Annotated in this window: 15 protein-coding genes; 8 read left to right on the forward strand and 7 right to left on the reverse strand. The window is 68.3% G+C overall.

The genetic code is table 11. The annotated features are described in order from the left end of the window. The first annotated feature begins 139 nt into the window (after nt 1-139). From ACZ5ZX_RS40865 to ACZ5ZX_RS40875, 3 genes are all read left to right on the forward strand, one after another. Complete coding sequence (locus ACZ5ZX_RS40865; RefSeq protein ID WP_465507378.1) at nt 140-331, forward strand: hypothetical protein; 192 nt, start codon at nt 140-142, stop codon at nt 329-331. Nucleotides 332-406: 75 nt separating this feature from the next. Continuing rightward, the gene (locus ACZ5ZX_RS40870; RefSeq protein ID WP_465507379.1) at nt 407-1,795 is read left to right on the forward strand and encodes an MFS transporter; all 1,389 of its coding nucleotides are present in this window, start codon (nt 407-409) and stop codon (nt 1,793-1,795) included. Between the two features lie 129 nt (nt 1,796-1,924). After that, nucleotides 1,925-2,533 carry a response regulator transcription factor gene (locus ACZ5ZX_RS40875; protein WP_465507380.1) on the forward strand — a complete coding sequence of 203 codons (609 nt, stop codon included), beginning with the start codon at nt 1,925-1,927 and terminating at the stop codon, nt 2,531-2,533. Nucleotides 2,534-2,535: 2 nt separating this feature from the next. Here the strand turns inward: ACZ5ZX_RS40875 and ACZ5ZX_RS40880 are convergent, their stop codons facing one another. After that, complete coding sequence (locus ACZ5ZX_RS40880) at nt 2,536-4,854, reverse strand: sensor histidine kinase (protein ID WP_465507381.1); 2,319 nt, start codon at nt 4,852-4,854, stop codon at nt 2,536-2,538. Nucleotides 4,855-5,210: 356 nt separating this feature from the next. Here ACZ5ZX_RS40880 and ACZ5ZX_RS40885 point away from each other — a divergent pair, with 356 nt between their 5' ends. Continuing rightward, a complete protein-coding gene (locus tag ACZ5ZX_RS40885; protein ID WP_465507382.1) occupies nt 5,211-5,831 on the forward strand; it encodes an L-threonylcarbamoyladenylate synthase in 621 nt (206 codons plus the stop codon). 47 nt (nt 5,832-5,878) lie between these two features. Here the strand turns inward: ACZ5ZX_RS40885 and ACZ5ZX_RS40890 are convergent, their stop codons facing one another. From ACZ5ZX_RS40890 to ACZ5ZX_RS40900, 3 genes are all read right to left on the reverse strand, one after another. Continuing rightward, nucleotides 5,879-6,565 (reverse strand): winged helix-turn-helix transcriptional regulator, encoded by a 687-nt coding sequence (locus ACZ5ZX_RS40890; RefSeq protein WP_465507383.1) that lies wholly within the window; start codon nt 6,563-6,565, stop codon nt 5,879-5,881. Nucleotides 6,566-6,628: 63 nt separating this feature from the next. Further along, nucleotides 6,629-7,417 (reverse strand): AfsR/SARP family transcriptional regulator, encoded by a 789-nt coding sequence (locus ACZ5ZX_RS40895; RefSeq protein WP_465507384.1) that lies wholly within the window; start codon nt 7,415-7,417, stop codon nt 6,629-6,631. 165 nt (nt 7,418-7,582) lie between these two features. After that, on the reverse strand, nt 7,583-8,188 hold the full coding sequence (locus ACZ5ZX_RS40900) for a response regulator transcription factor (protein WP_465464494.1): 606 nt from the start codon (nt 8,186-8,188) through the stop codon (nt 7,583-7,585). A gap of 449 nt (nt 8,189-8,637) precedes the next feature. Between ACZ5ZX_RS40900 and ACZ5ZX_RS40905 the strand changes: the two genes are divergently transcribed. Continuing rightward, nucleotides 8,638-9,633: a DUF1702 family protein gene (locus ACZ5ZX_RS40905; protein ID WP_465507385.1), complete on the forward strand. Its 996-nt coding sequence runs from the start codon at nt 8,638-8,640 to the stop codon at nt 9,631-9,633. A 78-nt stretch (nt 9,634-9,711) separates the two neighbouring features. Here the strand turns inward: ACZ5ZX_RS40905 and ACZ5ZX_RS40910 are convergent, their stop codons facing one another. Beyond that, nucleotides 9,712-10,410, reverse strand: a complete 699-nt coding sequence (locus tag ACZ5ZX_RS40910) for an AraC family transcriptional regulator (RefSeq protein ID WP_465507386.1) — start codon at nt 10,408-10,410, stop codon at nt 9,712-9,714. A 443-nt stretch (nt 10,411-10,853) separates the two neighbouring features. Between ACZ5ZX_RS40910 and ACZ5ZX_RS40915 the strand changes: the two genes are divergently transcribed. Next, entirely contained in the window at nt 10,854-11,459 is a 606-nt protein-coding gene (locus ACZ5ZX_RS40915) for a response regulator transcription factor (protein WP_465507387.1), read from the forward strand. Between the two features lie 13 nt (nt 11,460-11,472). On the opposite strand, the gene ACZ5ZX_RS40920 is transcribed toward ACZ5ZX_RS40915, so the two are convergent. Beyond that, nucleotides 11,473-12,570, reverse strand: coding sequence for a carboxylate-amine ligase (locus ACZ5ZX_RS40920; RefSeq protein WP_465507388.1), 1,098 nt, complete (start codon nt 12,568-12,570; stop codon nt 11,473-11,475). A 150-nt stretch (nt 12,571-12,720) separates the two neighbouring features. On the opposite strand from ACZ5ZX_RS40920, the gene pip reads away from it, so the two are divergent. Together pip and ACZ5ZX_RS40930 are read left to right on the forward strand one after the other, a co-directional pair. Then, nucleotides 12,721-13,665: a prolyl aminopeptidase gene (pip, locus tag ACZ5ZX_RS40925; protein WP_465507389.1), complete on the forward strand. Its 945-nt coding sequence runs from the start codon at nt 12,721-12,723 to the stop codon at nt 13,663-13,665. 241 nt (nt 13,666-13,906) lie between these two features. Then, on the forward strand, nt 13,907-14,449 hold the full coding sequence (locus tag ACZ5ZX_RS40930; protein ID WP_465507390.1) for a GNAT family N-acetyltransferase: 543 nt from the start codon (nt 13,907-13,909) through the stop codon (nt 14,447-14,449). Between the two features lie 155 nt (nt 14,450-14,604). Here ACZ5ZX_RS40930 and ACZ5ZX_RS40935 read toward each other — a convergent pair. Next, a partial coding sequence (locus ACZ5ZX_RS40935; RefSeq protein ID WP_465507391.1) for an HNH endonuclease signature motif containing protein occupies nt 14,605-15,459 on the reverse strand: 855 nt, incomplete at its 5' end.

The following is a 15,459-nucleotide window of genomic DNA, read 5'->3' on the forward strand; positions in this document are numbered from 1 at the left end:
CGAAGCGAACCTTCTGGCGTAGGCGAAAAGCACGACTCGCGATGATCGATGGCACTGGTTGCGCACCGGCCCCGGATAGCACGATTTCTTCATCGAAGGAACGACCCCGATCACCTCCGAAACGTCTGGGAGCCACTCGATGAAGAACACCGTGACCGACAACGTCCGCTCGCTTTTCGCCGTACGGGGAATCGACACCGGTTCCGCCGGGAACCAGGTCGAGCTGGTGATCGACCGGTTCGACAACTGGACCAACCGGCCGGGCGGTCAGGTCTTCGACTGTTTCACCGGAGCCTGTTGCGTCTCCCCGCCACTGGCCGAGGCGAGTTGAGAGCAACCCCGCCGGCCGCTTTTCGCGCCTGAGCGCGAGGGCGGCCGGTTCCGTGCGCGTGGGAGGGAAGGCGCGATGACCACCGGCAAGACGAATCCGTGGCGGGTCCTCGGCGTGCTCTGCGTCGCGAATTTCCTCGTGCTGCTCGACACCACCATCGTCAACACCGCCGTACCCGACATGATGAGCCGCCTCGACGTCGGCATCGGGGAAATCCTCTGGATTCTCAACGGATATCTGCTGGCTCTGGCGTCGCTGCTGGTCTTCTTCGGCAGGCTGGGGGATCTCGCCGGGCCGCGGCGCTTGTTCGTCGTCGGGCTCGCGGTGTTCACCGTCGCCTCGGTGTTCTGCGGGCTGTCCGGCGGCCCCGGCTGGCTCATCGCCGCCCGCGTCGCGCAGGGGATCGGCGCGGCGATCCTGAGCCCGCAGGCCTTCGTGCTGATCGCGGCGATCTTCCCGCCCGAGCGCCGGGGCGCCGCGTTCGGCCTGTTCACCGCGGTCGCCGGGATCGCGGCGATCAGCGGGCCCACCGTCGGCGGGCTGCTGGTCACCGAGTTCGGCTGGCAGTCGGTGTTCTTCCTCAACGTGCCGGTCGGGATCGCCGGGATCGTGCTCGCGCTGCGTGTGGTGCCCGACGCGCGGACCGGGGAGCGGCATCGGTTCGACGTCGTCGGCGTGGTGCTGGTGACTCTCGGGCTGGTCGGGGTCGTCTACGGCCTCATCGAGAGCGAACACCAGCGCTGGGGCACGATCGCGAGCTTCGCCGTCGCGGTCGTCGCGCTCACCGCGTTCGTCCGCTGGGAGCGGGGGAGACGCGACCCCCTGGTGCCCTTGGGCCTCTACCGCGACCGCGGTTACCGGATCGCCACCGTGCTCACCTGCGTGACGGCGTTCTCGATCGCCGGCTTCCTGCTCGTGTTCGTGCTCCAGACACAGAACCTGCTCGGGATGAGCCCGCTGATGTCGGGGGTCGCGGCGTGTCCGTGGACGCTGGCCCTCAGCGCGGTCGCCCCGGTCGCGGGCAGGCTGGCCGACCGCTTCGGGGGCCGGTGGCTGCTCGTCGGCGGTCTGGGCCTCTACGCGGCCGGGGTCACCGCGACCGCGCTGCTGCCCGACGAAACCTCGACGGCAGCCGTGTTCGTCCTCCCGTTGCTCGCCGTCGGCGTCGGCCAAGGTCTCGCCATCGCCCCCGCGACGACGGAGGCCTTGCGCGCCATCCCGCCCGGTTCCGCCGGTGCCGCGTCGGGCGTGCTCAACACCGCCCGCCACGTCGGGTCCGCACTCGGCGCCGCGGTCGCGGGAGTGCTGTTCCAGGCCATGGTCCCCGGCGGCCCGCTCGGCGCGGCGCGCACGACTTACCTGATGCTGGCGGTCGTGCTGGCGGCCGCCGCGCTCCTGGCCGTGAGCATGCCGAGGCTGGCGACGGAAAGTCACCGACCAACTACCAGCGCCGTGTCCGGGTGACCCGATCGTCGTAGCTCCACCGAGGCGGATGCCGGTCGACCGGAAGCACTCGCCACCCGAACGGTGGAACGCGTTCTGTCCGACCGTGTTTATCTTGGGTCACGGGGGCGTGGTCTGAGGGGCGGCGCGATGGTGATCAGGGTTCTCGTGGCCGAAGACATGCATATCGTCAGGGGGGCGCTTGTGGCGTTGCTGCGGTTGGAGCCGGATATCGAAGTGGTGTCCGAAGTGGCCTCCGGTGACGAGATCCTCGCCGCCGCGCGCACCTCGCGCACCCAGGTCGCGGTCATCGACATCGATCTGCCGGGCAAGGACGGTCTCACCGCGGCCACCGAACTGCACGAGCAGCTTCCCGAGGTCAGAACGCTGATCCTGACCAGCCTCGGCAAGCCCGGCACGCTTCGCCGGGCGCTGGCGGCCAAGGTCAACGGGTTTCTGCTGAAGGACGCTCCCGCGGAGAAACTCGCCAACGCCGTACGCGGCGTGGCGGCCGGGCGGCGGATGGTCGACGGCGATCTGGCGCTGGCCGCCTGGGACACCGTGGACTGCCCACTGACCCCGCGCGAGATCGACGTCCTGCGGCTGACCGCGGAAGGCCGCGACACCCTGGAGGTCGCGGCGAAGGCCTTTCTCTCGACCGGGACCGTGCGCAACTACCTGACCACGATCGTGTCGAAGCTCAACGCGCGCAACCGGGTCGACGCGATCCGGATCGCCAGGGAGTCCGGCTGGATCTAGGCCTAAACCGGGACCACCGCGCGCAGCCGGAACCGCCCGTCGGGTTCGACACCGGCGGTCAGCTCGCCGCCCAGCCCGGCGACGCGGTCGGACATGTTCGTGATGCCGCTGCCAGGGGCCTCGACCCGGACCGTCTTCTCCGGCTTCGCCTGCCCGTTCTGGACGCCGTCGTTGACGATGTCCAGCGTGACGCCGTCGCCGACCCGCCGCACCGCGATCTCGCAGCGTTCGACCTTGCTGTGCCGCAACACATTCGTCACGCCCTCGCGCAGCACCACGGCCAGCACCGTACGCACGGTCGACGGCAGGTCCTCGTGCTCGATCTCCAGCCGCACCTGGACGTCGGCGGCCATCAGCACCGCCTGGGCGGAGCGGGACTCCTGGTCCAGTGACAGTTCCCGGTAGCCGCTCGCCACGGAGCGGACGTCGGCCAGCGCCTGCCGGGTGAGCCCGAGGATCTCCAGCAGCTCGTCGGAGGCCCTGGTGGTGTCGATGTCCATGATCCGGCTGGTCAGCTCGCTCTTCAGCGCGATCGCCGAAAGGCTCATCCCGAGCAGGTCGTGCAGATCGCGGGCGAAGCGCAGCCGCTCCTCCGCGACCGCGACCTCGGCGAGGCGTTTGCGGGTCTCGCCCAGCTCGGTCACCAGCCGCATCAGCCAGATGAGCCCGAAGACCATCAGCCCGGTGTTCAGGATCGACGCGAAGCTGAAGAAGCCGCCGAGGAAGTTGGTGCCTTGGCTGATCCGGGTCAGCACCACACCGGCGGCGGTCGCGGCGAACGCCGTCCAGCCCGCCAGCGGGGGCAGCACCAGCAGCGCGGTACCGGCGAACAGACTGGGCAGGCTCACCCACGCGTTCCCGAGCGGGATCAGGGGCAGGAAGATCAGGCAGGCCTGGACGAAGAGCAGCGCGTAGCTCTGCCGCGAGCGCAGCCGGACGTTCGGCCGGGCGAAATAGGACAGTTGCAGGGTGACCAGTGCGGTGAGATACCCGGCGATGAGCGTGAGGTACCAGCCGTCTTCGCTCCGCGTGCGCGCCAGTGCCATCGCGGAGAGACCGAAGAGGATGAAGACCGCCGTCAGCGTCCACTGGACGTTCCTGGCGTCGATCCTCGACCAGTGGCCGGGGCCCTGTGCCAGCACCGCCTCGGCGGGCTCGGCCTTTTCCGGCACCGGCAGCTCGGCGTGCAGCCGCCACCGGCCCGCCGTGTCGAGGCCCGCGCTCAGCGTCCCGCCGTGCCCGTCGACCTCCTGGGTCACCTCGCGCAGGCTCTCGGCCGTCTCCTCCGGCACGTCCTCGTGCGCCGTGCCGTCGTGGACGATCTCCAGCGCCACCCGGCCCTCGCTCGTGCGCACGGTGATCTCGCAGTGCTCGACGCCGGTGTAGCGGAGCACGTTCGTGACGCCCTCCCGCAGCACCTTCGCCAGCAGGGTACGCAGCTTCACCGGCAGCTCGACCTGTTCGAGGTCGACCCGCACCGCGACGTTCGACGCCGAAAGCAGCGAGACCGCGGTCCGCGATTCCTTGTCGAGCGACAGTTCCCGGTAACCCCTGGCCACCGACCGCACGTCGGACAGCGTGCGCTGCGCGATCCCGGTGATCTCGGCGAGTTCCTCGCGGGCCCGGTCCAGCGATTTGCCCAGCAGCCGGTGCACCAGCTCGCCCTTGAGCGCGATCGCGGAAAGGCTGAGCCCGAGCAGGTCGTGCAGATCCCTCGCGAAGGCGAGCCGCTGTTCGGCCACGGCGCGCCTCGCCAGTTCGGTCCTGGCCTGGTGCAGTTCGGTCACCAGCCGCGCGAGCCAGGTCAGCAGGTACACGACCAGCGCGTAGAAGACCGCGCTGATGCTGTCGAACACCGCGCCGAGCCGGGTGGCGTCGTAGGTCCACAGGATCCACGTCGTGGCCGCCATGAAGACGGTGAACACCGTCCAGCCCGTCCGCGGCCGGAAGAGCAGCAGCGCGCTGCCCGCCGCGAGGGTGGTCAACGAGCTCAGCGCGGCCTCGAAATGCAGGGTCGGCAGATAGGCCAGACAGGCCTGGATCCCCAGCATGACCTTCGCGAGCCTGGTGTCCAGGCGGACGGCCGGGCGGCTGAAGTACAGGAGCTGGATCGCGAGCACGGGGCCGACGTAGAGCACGGCGAGCAGGCCCTGCCAGAAGTCCACCCCGGGATGCAGCAGCACCGACAGCAGACCGAACAGGCACGAGTTGACGAAGACGACGGTGATGATCAACCCGGCGAGGAACAGCGCCCGCCCGGGGCGCCGGTCGATCCCGGCGGTCCCCAGCGGTTCGGCGGTCACCGCGAGCTGTTCCGGCACAGGCACCCCAGTGGTAACAGGAAACGTCTCAACTTTGTCGTGTTCCGACCTCACGACGGCCAAGGGCGGCCGCCGTACGGCCTTCCATCGCGGTGTATTCGGATCCTAACCCATGCTTGTTACCCCGGTTGGTCTTTCCGGGTAAGGGAGAACGGCGGACGAGAGGACGTTTCCCCGCCGGTGGCAGGGAAAATCCCGCGGGTCACCCGTGCGGGTGTGGGTCGTTCGGACCATGCGGGTGATCTCGTGACACGCCACGATGGAAGACGTGCGCCGAATCCTCCGGTTCCACTGTGTACGCCACGCCGAGACGGCCTGTCACGGCGCAGGGGGACCGGTGGCCTTAAGCTCGGCACATGGCCAGGTATTTCGACGTGCATCCGGAAAATCCGCAACGACGCGCGATCGGACAGGTCGTCGACATCCTGCGCGGGGACGGGCTGATCGCGTACCCGACGGACTCCTGCTTCGCTCTCGGCTGCCAGCTGGGCAACCGGGACGGTATCGACCGCATCCGGAGTATCCGCAAACTCGACGACCGCCACCATTTCACCCTGGTGTGTCAGGACTTCGCCCAGCTGGGTCAGTTCGTGCACGTGGACAACGCGGTCTTCCGCGCGGTCAAGGCGTCCACACCGGGCAGTTACACGTTCATCCTCCCGGCGACCAAGGAGGTTCCGCGCCGGCTCATGCACGCCAAGAAGAAAACGGTCGGCGTGCGCATCCCGGACAACGTGGTCACCCAGGCGCTGCTGGGCGAACTCGGCGAACCGCTGCTGTCGAGCACGCTGCTGCTGCCCGATCAGGAAGAGCCGATGACCCAGGGCTGGGACATCAAGGAGCGGCTGGAGCACGTGGTGGACGCGGTGATCGATTCCGGCGAATGCGGGGTGGAGCCCACCACGGTGATCGACTTCTCGTCAGGGGAACCGGAGATCGTGCGGCGCGGCGCCGGCGACCCAGCACGCTTCGAATGACCGCGAGCCGGCACCTCGGTGCCGGCCCGCGCGCGGTTCCGTCCTCGTCAGTGCGTGACCAGCCCTTCGGCCTTCGCCGGGGCCGAGGGGATGTGGAAGAGCCGCGTGAACAGCTCCAGGTACGCCGCGTCGCCCTTGATGGCCACCGCACCGCAGGTGAGCGCGCTCGCGGCGTCCAGCTCGCCGTTCATCAGCTTGAGCATGAGCGGCCCGCGCGGCTCGATGACGAGATCCGGGTCCGGATGCGGACCCTCGCCTGCCGTCACCGCGCCGTCCTCGACCACCGCGTGGACGATCATCTGGTCGCCGTAATGCAGCTCGAACGAGCCGCGGACGCCGTGGGCCTCGTGCGGCTGGAACGTCGTGTACAGCGAAAGGATGGCCGCGTCGAGGGTGAAGAGGTCGTCCGCGGCGGGCTCGGTGAGCGACCGGGCACCCCACAGGCCCAGCTGCAGCAGGATCTGGTCGAGGTCGTTGCCGTACTCGGTCAGCTCGTAGACCACCCCGGCGTCGAGCTGCGAAAGCACCCGGCGCTGGACGACGCCGTGCCGTTCGAGTTCGTTCAGCCGGGTCGACAGGATGCTCGTCGGGATCTTCGGCAGGCCCTGCTGGAGCTCGTCGAAACGTTTCGGGCCGAGCACCAGGTCACGGATCACGAGCAGGGACCAGCGTTCCCCGATGATCTCGAGCGCGCGGGCGAGGCCACAGAACTGGCCGTAGGTGCGAGCGGTCATGCTTGACTCCTCAACTTCCTGGATCTGGTGACGGGGTGGTGTTTCGTTCGCCGGCCGGCGTGCTCAGCGGACCGGGTTTCCCTCGGAGAGCAGTTCGCGGTGCAGCTCTCGCAGTTCGGCGCAGGGTTCCACCCCCAGTTCGTCTTCGAGCCTCGCCCGCAGCCAGTGATAGGACGCGAGCGCGTCACTACGCCGTCCGCTGAGCCACAACGCGCGGATCAGCTGGGCGTGCAGGGTTTCGTCGAGCGGGTTCGCGGTGGTCAGCGACCGCAGCACGCCGAGCATCTCCCGGTGCCGCCCGGACCGGATCTCGGCCTCGATCCACAGATCACGGGCGTTGCGCCGGTGCTCCAGCAGATAGACGGTGTACGCGGCCAGCGTCGGTCCACAGTGGATGTTGGCCAGCGGCGGACCGGACCACAGATCCAACGCGGTACGGAACACGTGCGCGGCCGCCGTGTCGTCGCCTCCGGCCAGCAGGTCACGGCCGAGCCGGTGCAGGCGCTGGAACTCCGACACGTCGACCATGCCCGCGTCGACGTCCAGCCGGTAGCCGGGCGGGCAGGTGAGCAGCAGGCCGCCTGCGCCGTCGGGGTCCAGATGACGGCGGAGGTGGTGGACGTAGGTGTGCAGGGTGCGGCGGACGCTGCGCGGGGGAGTGTCGTTCCACAGCTCGTGGACCAGCGAATCGACGTGGACCGTCTTGCCTGGCCGGATGAGCAGCATCGCCAGCAGCTGCAGCAGTTTCGGCGTGGTCGGCGCGCGATCGGCCCCGCCGGAGTGCAGTTCGAGCGGGCCGAGGAGTCGCGCGCGTACCGCGACTTCTTTCGGTTCGGTACTCGTCCCGTGCATCCCTGCCCCCTCCGCGGACTCCCCCTCTGTGACGATGACAGAGGCGGAATCTTCGGAACAGTGCCGGAAACACCCGGTGGGCCATGATTTCTTCGTTGCCCCGCATGCGATCGTCATGACATGGGGCGCGGAACCGTTTGTGGCAAACGAGAAGACGCGCGCGGGTCAGAGCCAGTCGGAATCGGTGGCGATGCGGATGGCGTCGACCCGGTTGCGGGCGTTGAGTTTCGTGACCACCGTGGCGAGATAGTTCCGTACCGTACCGGGGGACAGGAACAGTTCGGCCGCGATGTCGGCGACCGTGTGCCCGTTCGCGGCGAGGCGCAGGATCTCGGCCTCCCTCGGGGTCAACGGGCAATCTTCCGTTTCCCACGCGGACAACGCGAGTTCGCTGTCGATGACGCGGCGCCCGATGGCGACGGAGCGGACGGCGTTGGCGAGCTTGTCGGCGGGCGCGTCCTTGAGCAGGAAGCCGTTGACCTTCGCGTCGAGCGCGCGGCGCACGGTGCCCGGACGGCCGAGTGAGGTGAGGATGAGCGTGCGTACGCACGGGAGTTGCTGGTAGAGCTCGGAAGCGGCGGCGAGGCCGTCTTTGGCGGGGAGGTCGATGTCGATGATCGCGACGTCCGGGAGGTACTCCGCGGCCATCGGGAGGATCTTGTCGCCCGAGCAGACCTCCGCGACGACCTCTATGTCCTGTTCGAGGTTCAGCAGCGCGACCAGGGCGCCGCGAACCATGTGCATATCTTCGGCCAATAGGACTCGGATCACTCCGGCCTCCTCATTCCCCCAGAAGCGCTAACTCTCAGTGTACATAGCAAACCTGGAAGAGTGAATATGAATCGCACGATCCGAGGTTGCGTTATTCCCGGCGCGCTGGTCGCCCGATCAAGGGCCCGGGTGAGCTGCGAAGATGACGCGGATCCGGTGATCATGAGCGGATCGCTAAAGAGCAATCGATCGATTACTCGGTGTCAGGTCAGATGACGGTAAATTTTCCGCCATAAGTACTTTTCATTCCCTGGTGAGTACGTTCCGTCCCGGTGAATTGATCCGGCGAACGGGTGAATTCGCCATTGTCGGCGGCGGGGCATGGGCTGTTCGGCGGTACCGGGTGCGGCCTCGATCGACCGTCGAGCCCGCGGCGAGCACGGCGTGGTCTCCTCGGCGGGAGCCGAGTTCGCGCGCGAAGCCGACACTATCCACAAAGGACGTACGTGATGACTTCATTGCTGGGTGCCCTGCGCAAGGTCCTGTTCGCGCCCTCGCTGGCTTCGGTCGGCTTCGAGGGGCGCGGCTTCGGGATCCCGCCGACGGCGGCGACCGCCAGGCTGGAGTCGATCCCGCAGTCGGTGGTGTGCGGATTCGAATGGGGGATCGACGCTCCGGCGCTGTGGGAGGCCGAGCGGCGGCTGGACATGGTGGAGCCGGAGATGCGCGGGTTCGCCTACGAGGGCGCGGCGATGGCGTTCACCATCCTGGACGTCATGCCCGGCGGCCGGAAGGACCGGACGGCCGAACTGATGAGCGGCCCCGGCCGTCCGCATCTGTTCCTGACCTACATCGGCATCGGGTTCGCCATGGCGCGGCTGCCGAGGCCGCTGTGGAAGAAGGTGCTGCCGGATCTGGACGGCGTGCCCTACCACCCGACGATGAGCTGGCTGGCCGTCGACGGCTACGGCTTCGACCGCGCGTACTTCGACACCCGCAAATGGGTCGGCGAGCAGTTCGTCCCCGCCCCGTACGCGTGGGCGGGCGCGCCGTCGTACTTCGCCCGCGCCTGTGACCAGGGCGTCGGGCGGGCGCTGTGGTTCATCAACGGCGCCGATCCGGTGAAGGTCGCCGCCGCGGTGAACCGCTTCCCCGCCGGGCGCCGCCCGGACCTGTGGAGCGGTGTCGGGCTGGCCTCGACCTTCGCCGGCGGCTGCGACCAGCGGGGGCTGACGGTGCTGCACGAATCGGCGGGGGAGCACCAGGACGAACTCGGCCTCGGTGTCGTGTTCGCGGTGAAGGCGAGGACGTTCTCGTCGTTCGTCCCGCCGCACACCCGGCGCGCCGCGCGGACGCTCGCCGGGCTGAGCATCGAGGAGGCCGTCGACCTCGCCGACCGGACCGAGGTGGCCGAGAACGCGGCGGACGGGACCCCGGCCTACGAACTGTGGCGGCAGAACATCCGCGAGGCCTTCGCTCCTTCGGCTGGCCGTCTTTCCGCCTGAGGTCCCGTGAACGTCAAGAGGGGTCCCCATCGGACATTGTTCATCCGTTGGGGACCCCTCATGACACCCAGGTGAGGATCAGGCCGCGTGCTTGAACGGCTTCGGCCGGTGCCGCAGATCGGGCAGCGCGAGCAGTACCGGCGGGTCGAACAGGCGCTTGGGACGGACCCGCAGGTCGGCCAGCCGCGCGGTGACCCCGGGTTCGACGGTGATCGGGCCGTGGTGGCCGGTGTACCCGGCGCCGCGACGCGTGAGCGGCCCGGTCACACAGTGCGCGACCAGGTGCCAGGTGCCTTCCGGGACCTCGGTCAGCTGATAGGGGCCGGGGGCCTCGATGACCGCGTAGCGCACGGGCGCGCCCTCGGGGATACGTGTCGGGAAGAGACCGACGAAGACGAGGCCGGGCGAGATCTCCGGCGGCGCCGAAACGAAACCGCGGACGATCGCCGGCTGCGCGCCGGGACGGGGTTCACCGGCCAGCCGGTGCTGGAAACCACCCTGCTGGCGGTACGCGGAGGGGGAGAGACCGACGCGGCTGCTGAACCGCGTGCTGAAGGTGCCGACACTGTTGTAACCGACGCGGTGGCTGATGTCGGCGACCGTGATCGAGGTCGTCAGCAGCAGGCGTTTGGCCTCGTCGAGCCGCAGCGCGGACAGGAACCGGCCGGGCGAGACGCCGGTGGCCTGCTGGAACACCCTGGTGAAATGGAATTTGCTGAACGTCGCGGCGCGGGCGATGTCGTCGATAGTGAGCTCTTCGCCCAGTTTCTCGTTCATGGCCCCAATGGCTCGCTCCACGGCTCGCCGGACAGTCTCATCCATTGTACCGTCCTTTCGCTCGAGGAATTCTGGCGTGCTTTACGGTTTCCGACAGTAGTGTTCGCCGCCGCTTCTCCTGAAGTGCTTGATTCACCGCCGGATATGGATTCGTGTGTGCGCCGACGTGAAAATCTCACATGCGAAAACCACAGGTCGGCGGTGGTCTCCGCACTGGATCTCCACGGCGGCGGACCGCAAAATTCCTGGTAGCGCATTCACGCCGGACGTACCCCGGCCGTGTTGGCGCGGTCCGAAGAAAGTATTCCCGCGGCAACACAGAACCGGCCCTTGACCGTGTCCCCCCGCGACGGTCAAGGGCCGGTTTCCATTTCGCGGGACGGGTGTGTGAGGATAGTATTGTCGGCTCGGGGGCGAGGCGCAGGAGAAAGGCAGATGGGGCGATGATCAAGGTCCTGGTGGCGGAGGACATGCACATTGTCCGTGGGGCCCTGGTCGCGCTGCTCGGGCTGGAAGCCGATATCGAGGTCGTCGCCGAATGCGCCAGCGGTGAGGAGATCCTCCCGCTCGCCCGGTCCTCGCGTCCCGACATCGCGCTCATCGACATCGATCTTCCCGGCAAGGACGGGCTCACCGCGGCCGCCGAACTGCACGAACAGCTGCCCGGGGTGCGCACCCTGATCCTGACCTCGCTCGGCAGCCCCGGAACCCTTCGGCGGGCCCTGGCGGCGAAGGTCAACGGCTTCCTGCGCAAGGACGCCCCCGCCGACAGGCTGGCCAACGCGGTCCGCGGGGTCGCCGCCGGACGGCGCGTCGTCGACGGCGATCTGGCGCTCGCGGCGTGGGACAGCGAGGAGTGCCCGCTCACCGCACGGGAGATCGAAGTGCTCCGGCTGGCCTCGGTCGGCTCCGAGCCGACCGAGATCGCGGCCGAGTTGTTCCTCTCCGCCGGTACCGTGCGGAACTACCTGACGACGATCGTGTCGAAGCTCAGTGCCCGCAACCGGGTCGACGCGGTGCGGATCGCGCGGGAGTCCGGCTGGCTGTGACGGGAGTCCCGGCTCACCGCGCCGGGACGTTCATCGTCGCGAGGGCGAGATCCGTGGCGAATTCAGCGGGGGAAGCCGCTTCCGCGAACAGACGGCGTTGCCGGGCCGCGCCGGTCCCGTGCTCGAAAAGGGAGTGCAGCCCCTGCTCGACGTCGTCGAGGTCACCGGCCGCCCTGAGCGCGGGTGAGACGAAGCCGACGAGTTCGCCGAGAAGTTCGCGCTGATCGGCCTCCCGGCCGGTGAAGACGTCGATACCCGGCCCGTCGAGGCCCCGGCGCGCGGCGGCCGTGAGTGCCGCGCCGATCCGCGCGCCGCGGGCTCGCGGCAGGGCAGGCGTCCCGGCGCAGGTCGTGACCAGTCCGCGCACCAGCGCCGCGAGCAGTACCGCGTCCTCGACCGACAGGCAGACGTCGGCGATCCGTACCTCCACCGTGGGATGGCGAGGGGAAAGCCGGGCGTAGTAATACACACCGGGCGCGTCGAGGGCGGCACCCTGGCGTAACGCCTCTTCGACACCGCGGTCGTACGCGGCCGCGCTGGTCCATTCTTCGGGAGGTTTCGCGGTCGGCCACCGATCCCAGATCGGGAAGCGTCTGCTCGCCCACCCCGAATCCACGCCGTTCACGATCGGGGAATTGGCGCTGAGCGCCAGCAACGGAGCGAGCCACGGCCGCAGGCCGGCGAGGACCCGCGCGCCGAGATCCCGCGAAGGCAAACCGACGTGCACATGGCAGGCGCAGGTCCCCGCGTCGTCGATCAGGTCGGGGAACGTCTGCGCCATCCGCCGGTACCGGGGTTCGGGCGTGATCGCGTCCGGGCGGAGGCCGCCGGGCGGAATCCCCGACGCCACCATCAGGCAGCCGTCGGCCTCCGCGGCTTTCGCGACGGTCTGCCGTAACCGGGTCAATTCCGAGCGCACCTCGTCGAGACCGCGGCAGATGCCGGTCGCGGTCTCGATCTGGAACCGCATCAGCTCCCCGGTGACGTCCGGCTCGGGGGCGAGGTGTTCGAGAAGATCGGGCGCGCGCAACGCGACCGAGCCGTCCAGCGGATCGAGGAGGACGAACTCTTCTTCCACGCCAAGGGTGAAGTTCGTGCCGTAAACCGCCATGGTTCCCCATCTCTGGTGGTTTTCGCCGGTACCACTAAATCTCCCCCTCCCGGCGCGGCGAGGAAAGGGCCGGTGTGCTGAACTTCGTTGCGGCGAAAGTGTTTCGCGGCCTAACGGAACGTCTTGATCAGCTTCGTCTACGCTGAGAGAATGGTCGATCTGTATCCACCCATCGAGCCCTACGACGCGGGGCTGCTCGATGTCGGTGACGACAACGCCGTCTACTGGGAGACCTGCGGGAACCCGGACGGGAAGCCCGCTGTAATGCTACACGGCGGCCCAGGCCAGGGGTGTACGCCGGGAATGCGGCGGATGTTCGACCCGGCCCGCTACCGCGCGGTGCTGTTCGACCAACGCGGCTGCGGCCGCAGCACCCCGCACGCGAGCGACCCGTCGACCGACATGCGGCACAACACGACGGATCATCTCGTCGCCGACATGGAACGGCTGAGGGAACACCTGGGGATCGAACGCTGGCTCGTCACCGGCGGCTCATGGGGCACCACGCTCGCGCTCGTCTACGCCGAACGATTTCCGGAACGGGTCACGGAGATCATCGTCAGCGCCATCAGCACCACGCGACGTTCCGAGATCGACTGGCTGTATCGCGGCGCCGGCCGGTTCTTCCCCGAAGCGTGGGACCGTTTCCGCGGTGATCTCTCCGGCGACCTGGTCGCGGCCTACGCACGGCTCATGGAAGACCCCGACCCGCACGTGCGGACCGAGGCCGCCCGCGCGTGGTGCGACTGGGAGGACACGGTGCTGTCACTGGAGCCCGGCGCGTCCGTCCACAATGGTCCGATCGGCGAGTCGGAACTGGCTTTCGCGCGCATCGTCACGCATTACTACTCCCACGAGGCCTGGCTGGAACCCGGCGCGGTGATCCGCGACGCCGGGTTGTTGCGGGACATTCCCGGTGTGCTGATCCACGGACGGCGGGATCTGAGCTGCCCGGTGGACACCGCTTGGGAACTCGCTCGGGCATGGCCCGGTGCGGAGCTGCTGATCGATGACGGGTCGGGGCATCGGGGGAGCGACGTGAAACAGGCTTGGAAGCTGGAGGCGTTGGCGCGGTTCGGTTCTCGGTGGCGGTGAGGGGTCCGCAGGGGCGGGTGCTGTCCTACGGCCCGGATCCGGGTGTGTGAGCGGTATCCCCGCAGCGCAGGGCGTTCGCGGATGGGTGGACAGCCTGGCGAAGCCTCCTGGTCGAGCGAGTGATCTTGGTCGTGAACCCCACATTCAGCACCTGGGGACCGACGAACTCCAGCCTGTCGCGACAAGGCCGGGAAGTGCTCACTGCCTGACGGGTGAGGTTCCGGGCGCGATACTGGCCTTCATGACTCCAGCGAACCGCACAGACGAAGTCCACTTGAGGGCGTTCACCGAGGCCGACCTCGACTTTCTCGACCGCCTCTGCACGGATCCCGATGCGCTCGGCGAGTTCGAGTGGCCCGGATTCGGTGATCCGAGGGCACGCCGCAAGCGATGGGAGATCGACGGGTATATCTCCGCCGAGTCCGCGGCGGTCGGGATCGCGCGGGCCGACGACACGGTTATCGGCATCGCCAGCTGGAAGCCCCGCGGCTTCCCCTTGGGGGTCACCTACGAGATCGGCGTGGGGGTGCTGCCCGAGCATCGTGGACAGGGGGTGGGCACGGTGGCACAGAGGCTGCTCGTGGACTACCTGTTCGGCCGCACGACCGCGAACAGAATCGAAGCCCTCACCAATGGCGGCAACCTCGGCGAGCAGAAAGCCCTCGAACGCCTGGGGTTCCGCCGGGAAGGGGTCATGCGCGGCAGGTCCTTCCAACGCGGCGAGTATGTCGATGTGCTCGTCTACGGTCTGCTCCGCTCAGAGCATTGCCCCGGAACGCCATGAGCACTCCTCCCGGCCTATGCAGAGTGAGGCGGGAAAGGCTCCGCGTCGGGCCATGTCGCGAAGCCAGCCCACAGGGACATCGGATATGTTCTGGTGCCTGGGCAGGAACTGACACCTGCGGAGGCGTTCAGCTCACAGGGGAACATCAAGCTCGTCTATGTCCTGAGGTGCATGGTGTTGCGCCTCGGAGCCCCGGTCGGGTCGAGATAAGCGGGTGGGGTGAACTCCGGCATCCCGTCTTGGGCGATGGTGACTTTCCATTCGCTGTGGTGGATCAGCCGGTGGTGCTTCGTGCAGAGCAGCACCAAATTGTCGATCTTGGTTTCGCCGTGGTGTCTCCAGAAGACGATGTGGTGCGCGGTGCAGCGGGGCACCGGCATGTCGCAGCCGGGAAACGCACAGCCGCCGTCGCGGATGGTCAACGCGTACTTCTGGGCCAGCGACACCGTCCGTTTCGACCGGCCGATGTCCAGTGGTTCGCCCGCGGTACCCAGAACACCGGGCCGGACACGGGCATCACAGGCCAGGATCCGGGCGTCGGTAGCACTGATCGGCCCGACCAGATCCAGATGCGCCTCACCCAGGTCCCGGATCAAGTCCTCATACGACATGGTCACCAGAATGTGCGTGGCTTCCCCGGCCTGCCCAGGCAGATTCCGGCTCGTGGTCTTGAGCCGCACGTAGTCGGTGAACGCATCCCCGTAGCGCTCGTCCTGGGTGCGGGAGTCCCGGACCCCGGCGATGGCTTTGTGGGGTTTCGCCATCGGGTCGAGGTCGGACTTCAACCGCGCATACGTTTCGAGATCCAGCCGGGCCTTGAGCCCGAGGGTGCCGTCGCGGTGCTTGACGAACCGCAACTCCGGCCGCGTGTCCTTCGGGTCCTCGTTGCGGGGTTCTTTGCCGTCGGGATCGAGTTTGTCCAAGAGTCGTCGTCCGGCGCGGGCGATCTGCCGAGGACCAGCACACCGGGCCAAGTCGACCAGGATCTTCTCCCCACCCCGCACCGCCTC

The organism is Amycolatopsis sp. NPDC033938 (assembly GCF_055575975.1).

Coding starts and splice junctions, on each gene's coding strand:
- ACZ5ZX_RS40910 (WP_465507386.1), bottom strand. CDS start 10,410: ATGAACGAGAAACTGGGCGAAGAGCTCACTATCGACGACATCGCCCGC.
- ACZ5ZX_RS40895 (WP_465507384.1), bottom strand. CDS start 7,417: ATGCACGGGACGAGTACCGAACCGAAAGAAGTCGCGGTACGCGCGCGA.
- ACZ5ZX_RS40885 (WP_465507382.1), top strand. CDS start 5,211: ATGGCCAGGTATTTCGACGTGCATCCGGAAAATCCGCAACGACGCGCG.
- ACZ5ZX_RS40920 (WP_465507388.1), bottom strand. CDS start 12,570: ATGGCGGTTTACGGCACGAACTTCACCCTTGGCGTGGAAGAAGAGTTC.
- ACZ5ZX_RS40905 (WP_465507385.1), top strand. CDS start 8,638: ATGACTTCATTGCTGGGTGCCCTGCGCAAGGTCCTGTTCGCGCCCTCG.
- ACZ5ZX_RS40890 (WP_465507383.1), bottom strand. CDS start 6,565: ATGACCGCTCGCACCTACGGCCAGTTCTGTGGCCTCGCCCGCGCGCTC.
- ACZ5ZX_RS40875 (WP_465507380.1), top strand. CDS start 1,925: ATGGTGATCAGGGTTCTCGTGGCCGAAGACATGCATATCGTCAGGGGG.
- ACZ5ZX_RS40930 (WP_465507390.1), top strand. CDS start 13,907: ATGACTCCAGCGAACCGCACAGACGAAGTCCACTTGAGGGCGTTCACC.
- pip (WP_465507389.1), top strand. CDS start 12,721: ATGGTCGATCTGTATCCACCCATCGAGCCCTACGACGCGGGGCTGCTC.
- ACZ5ZX_RS40865 (WP_465507378.1), top strand. CDS start 140: ATGAAGAACACCGTGACCGACAACGTCCGCTCGCTTTTCGCCGTACGG.
- ACZ5ZX_RS40870 (WP_465507379.1), top strand. CDS start 407: ATGACCACCGGCAAGACGAATCCGTGGCGGGTCCTCGGCGTGCTCTGC.
- ACZ5ZX_RS40915 (WP_465507387.1), top strand. CDS start 10,854: ATGATCAAGGTCCTGGTGGCGGAGGACATGCACATTGTCCGTGGGGCC.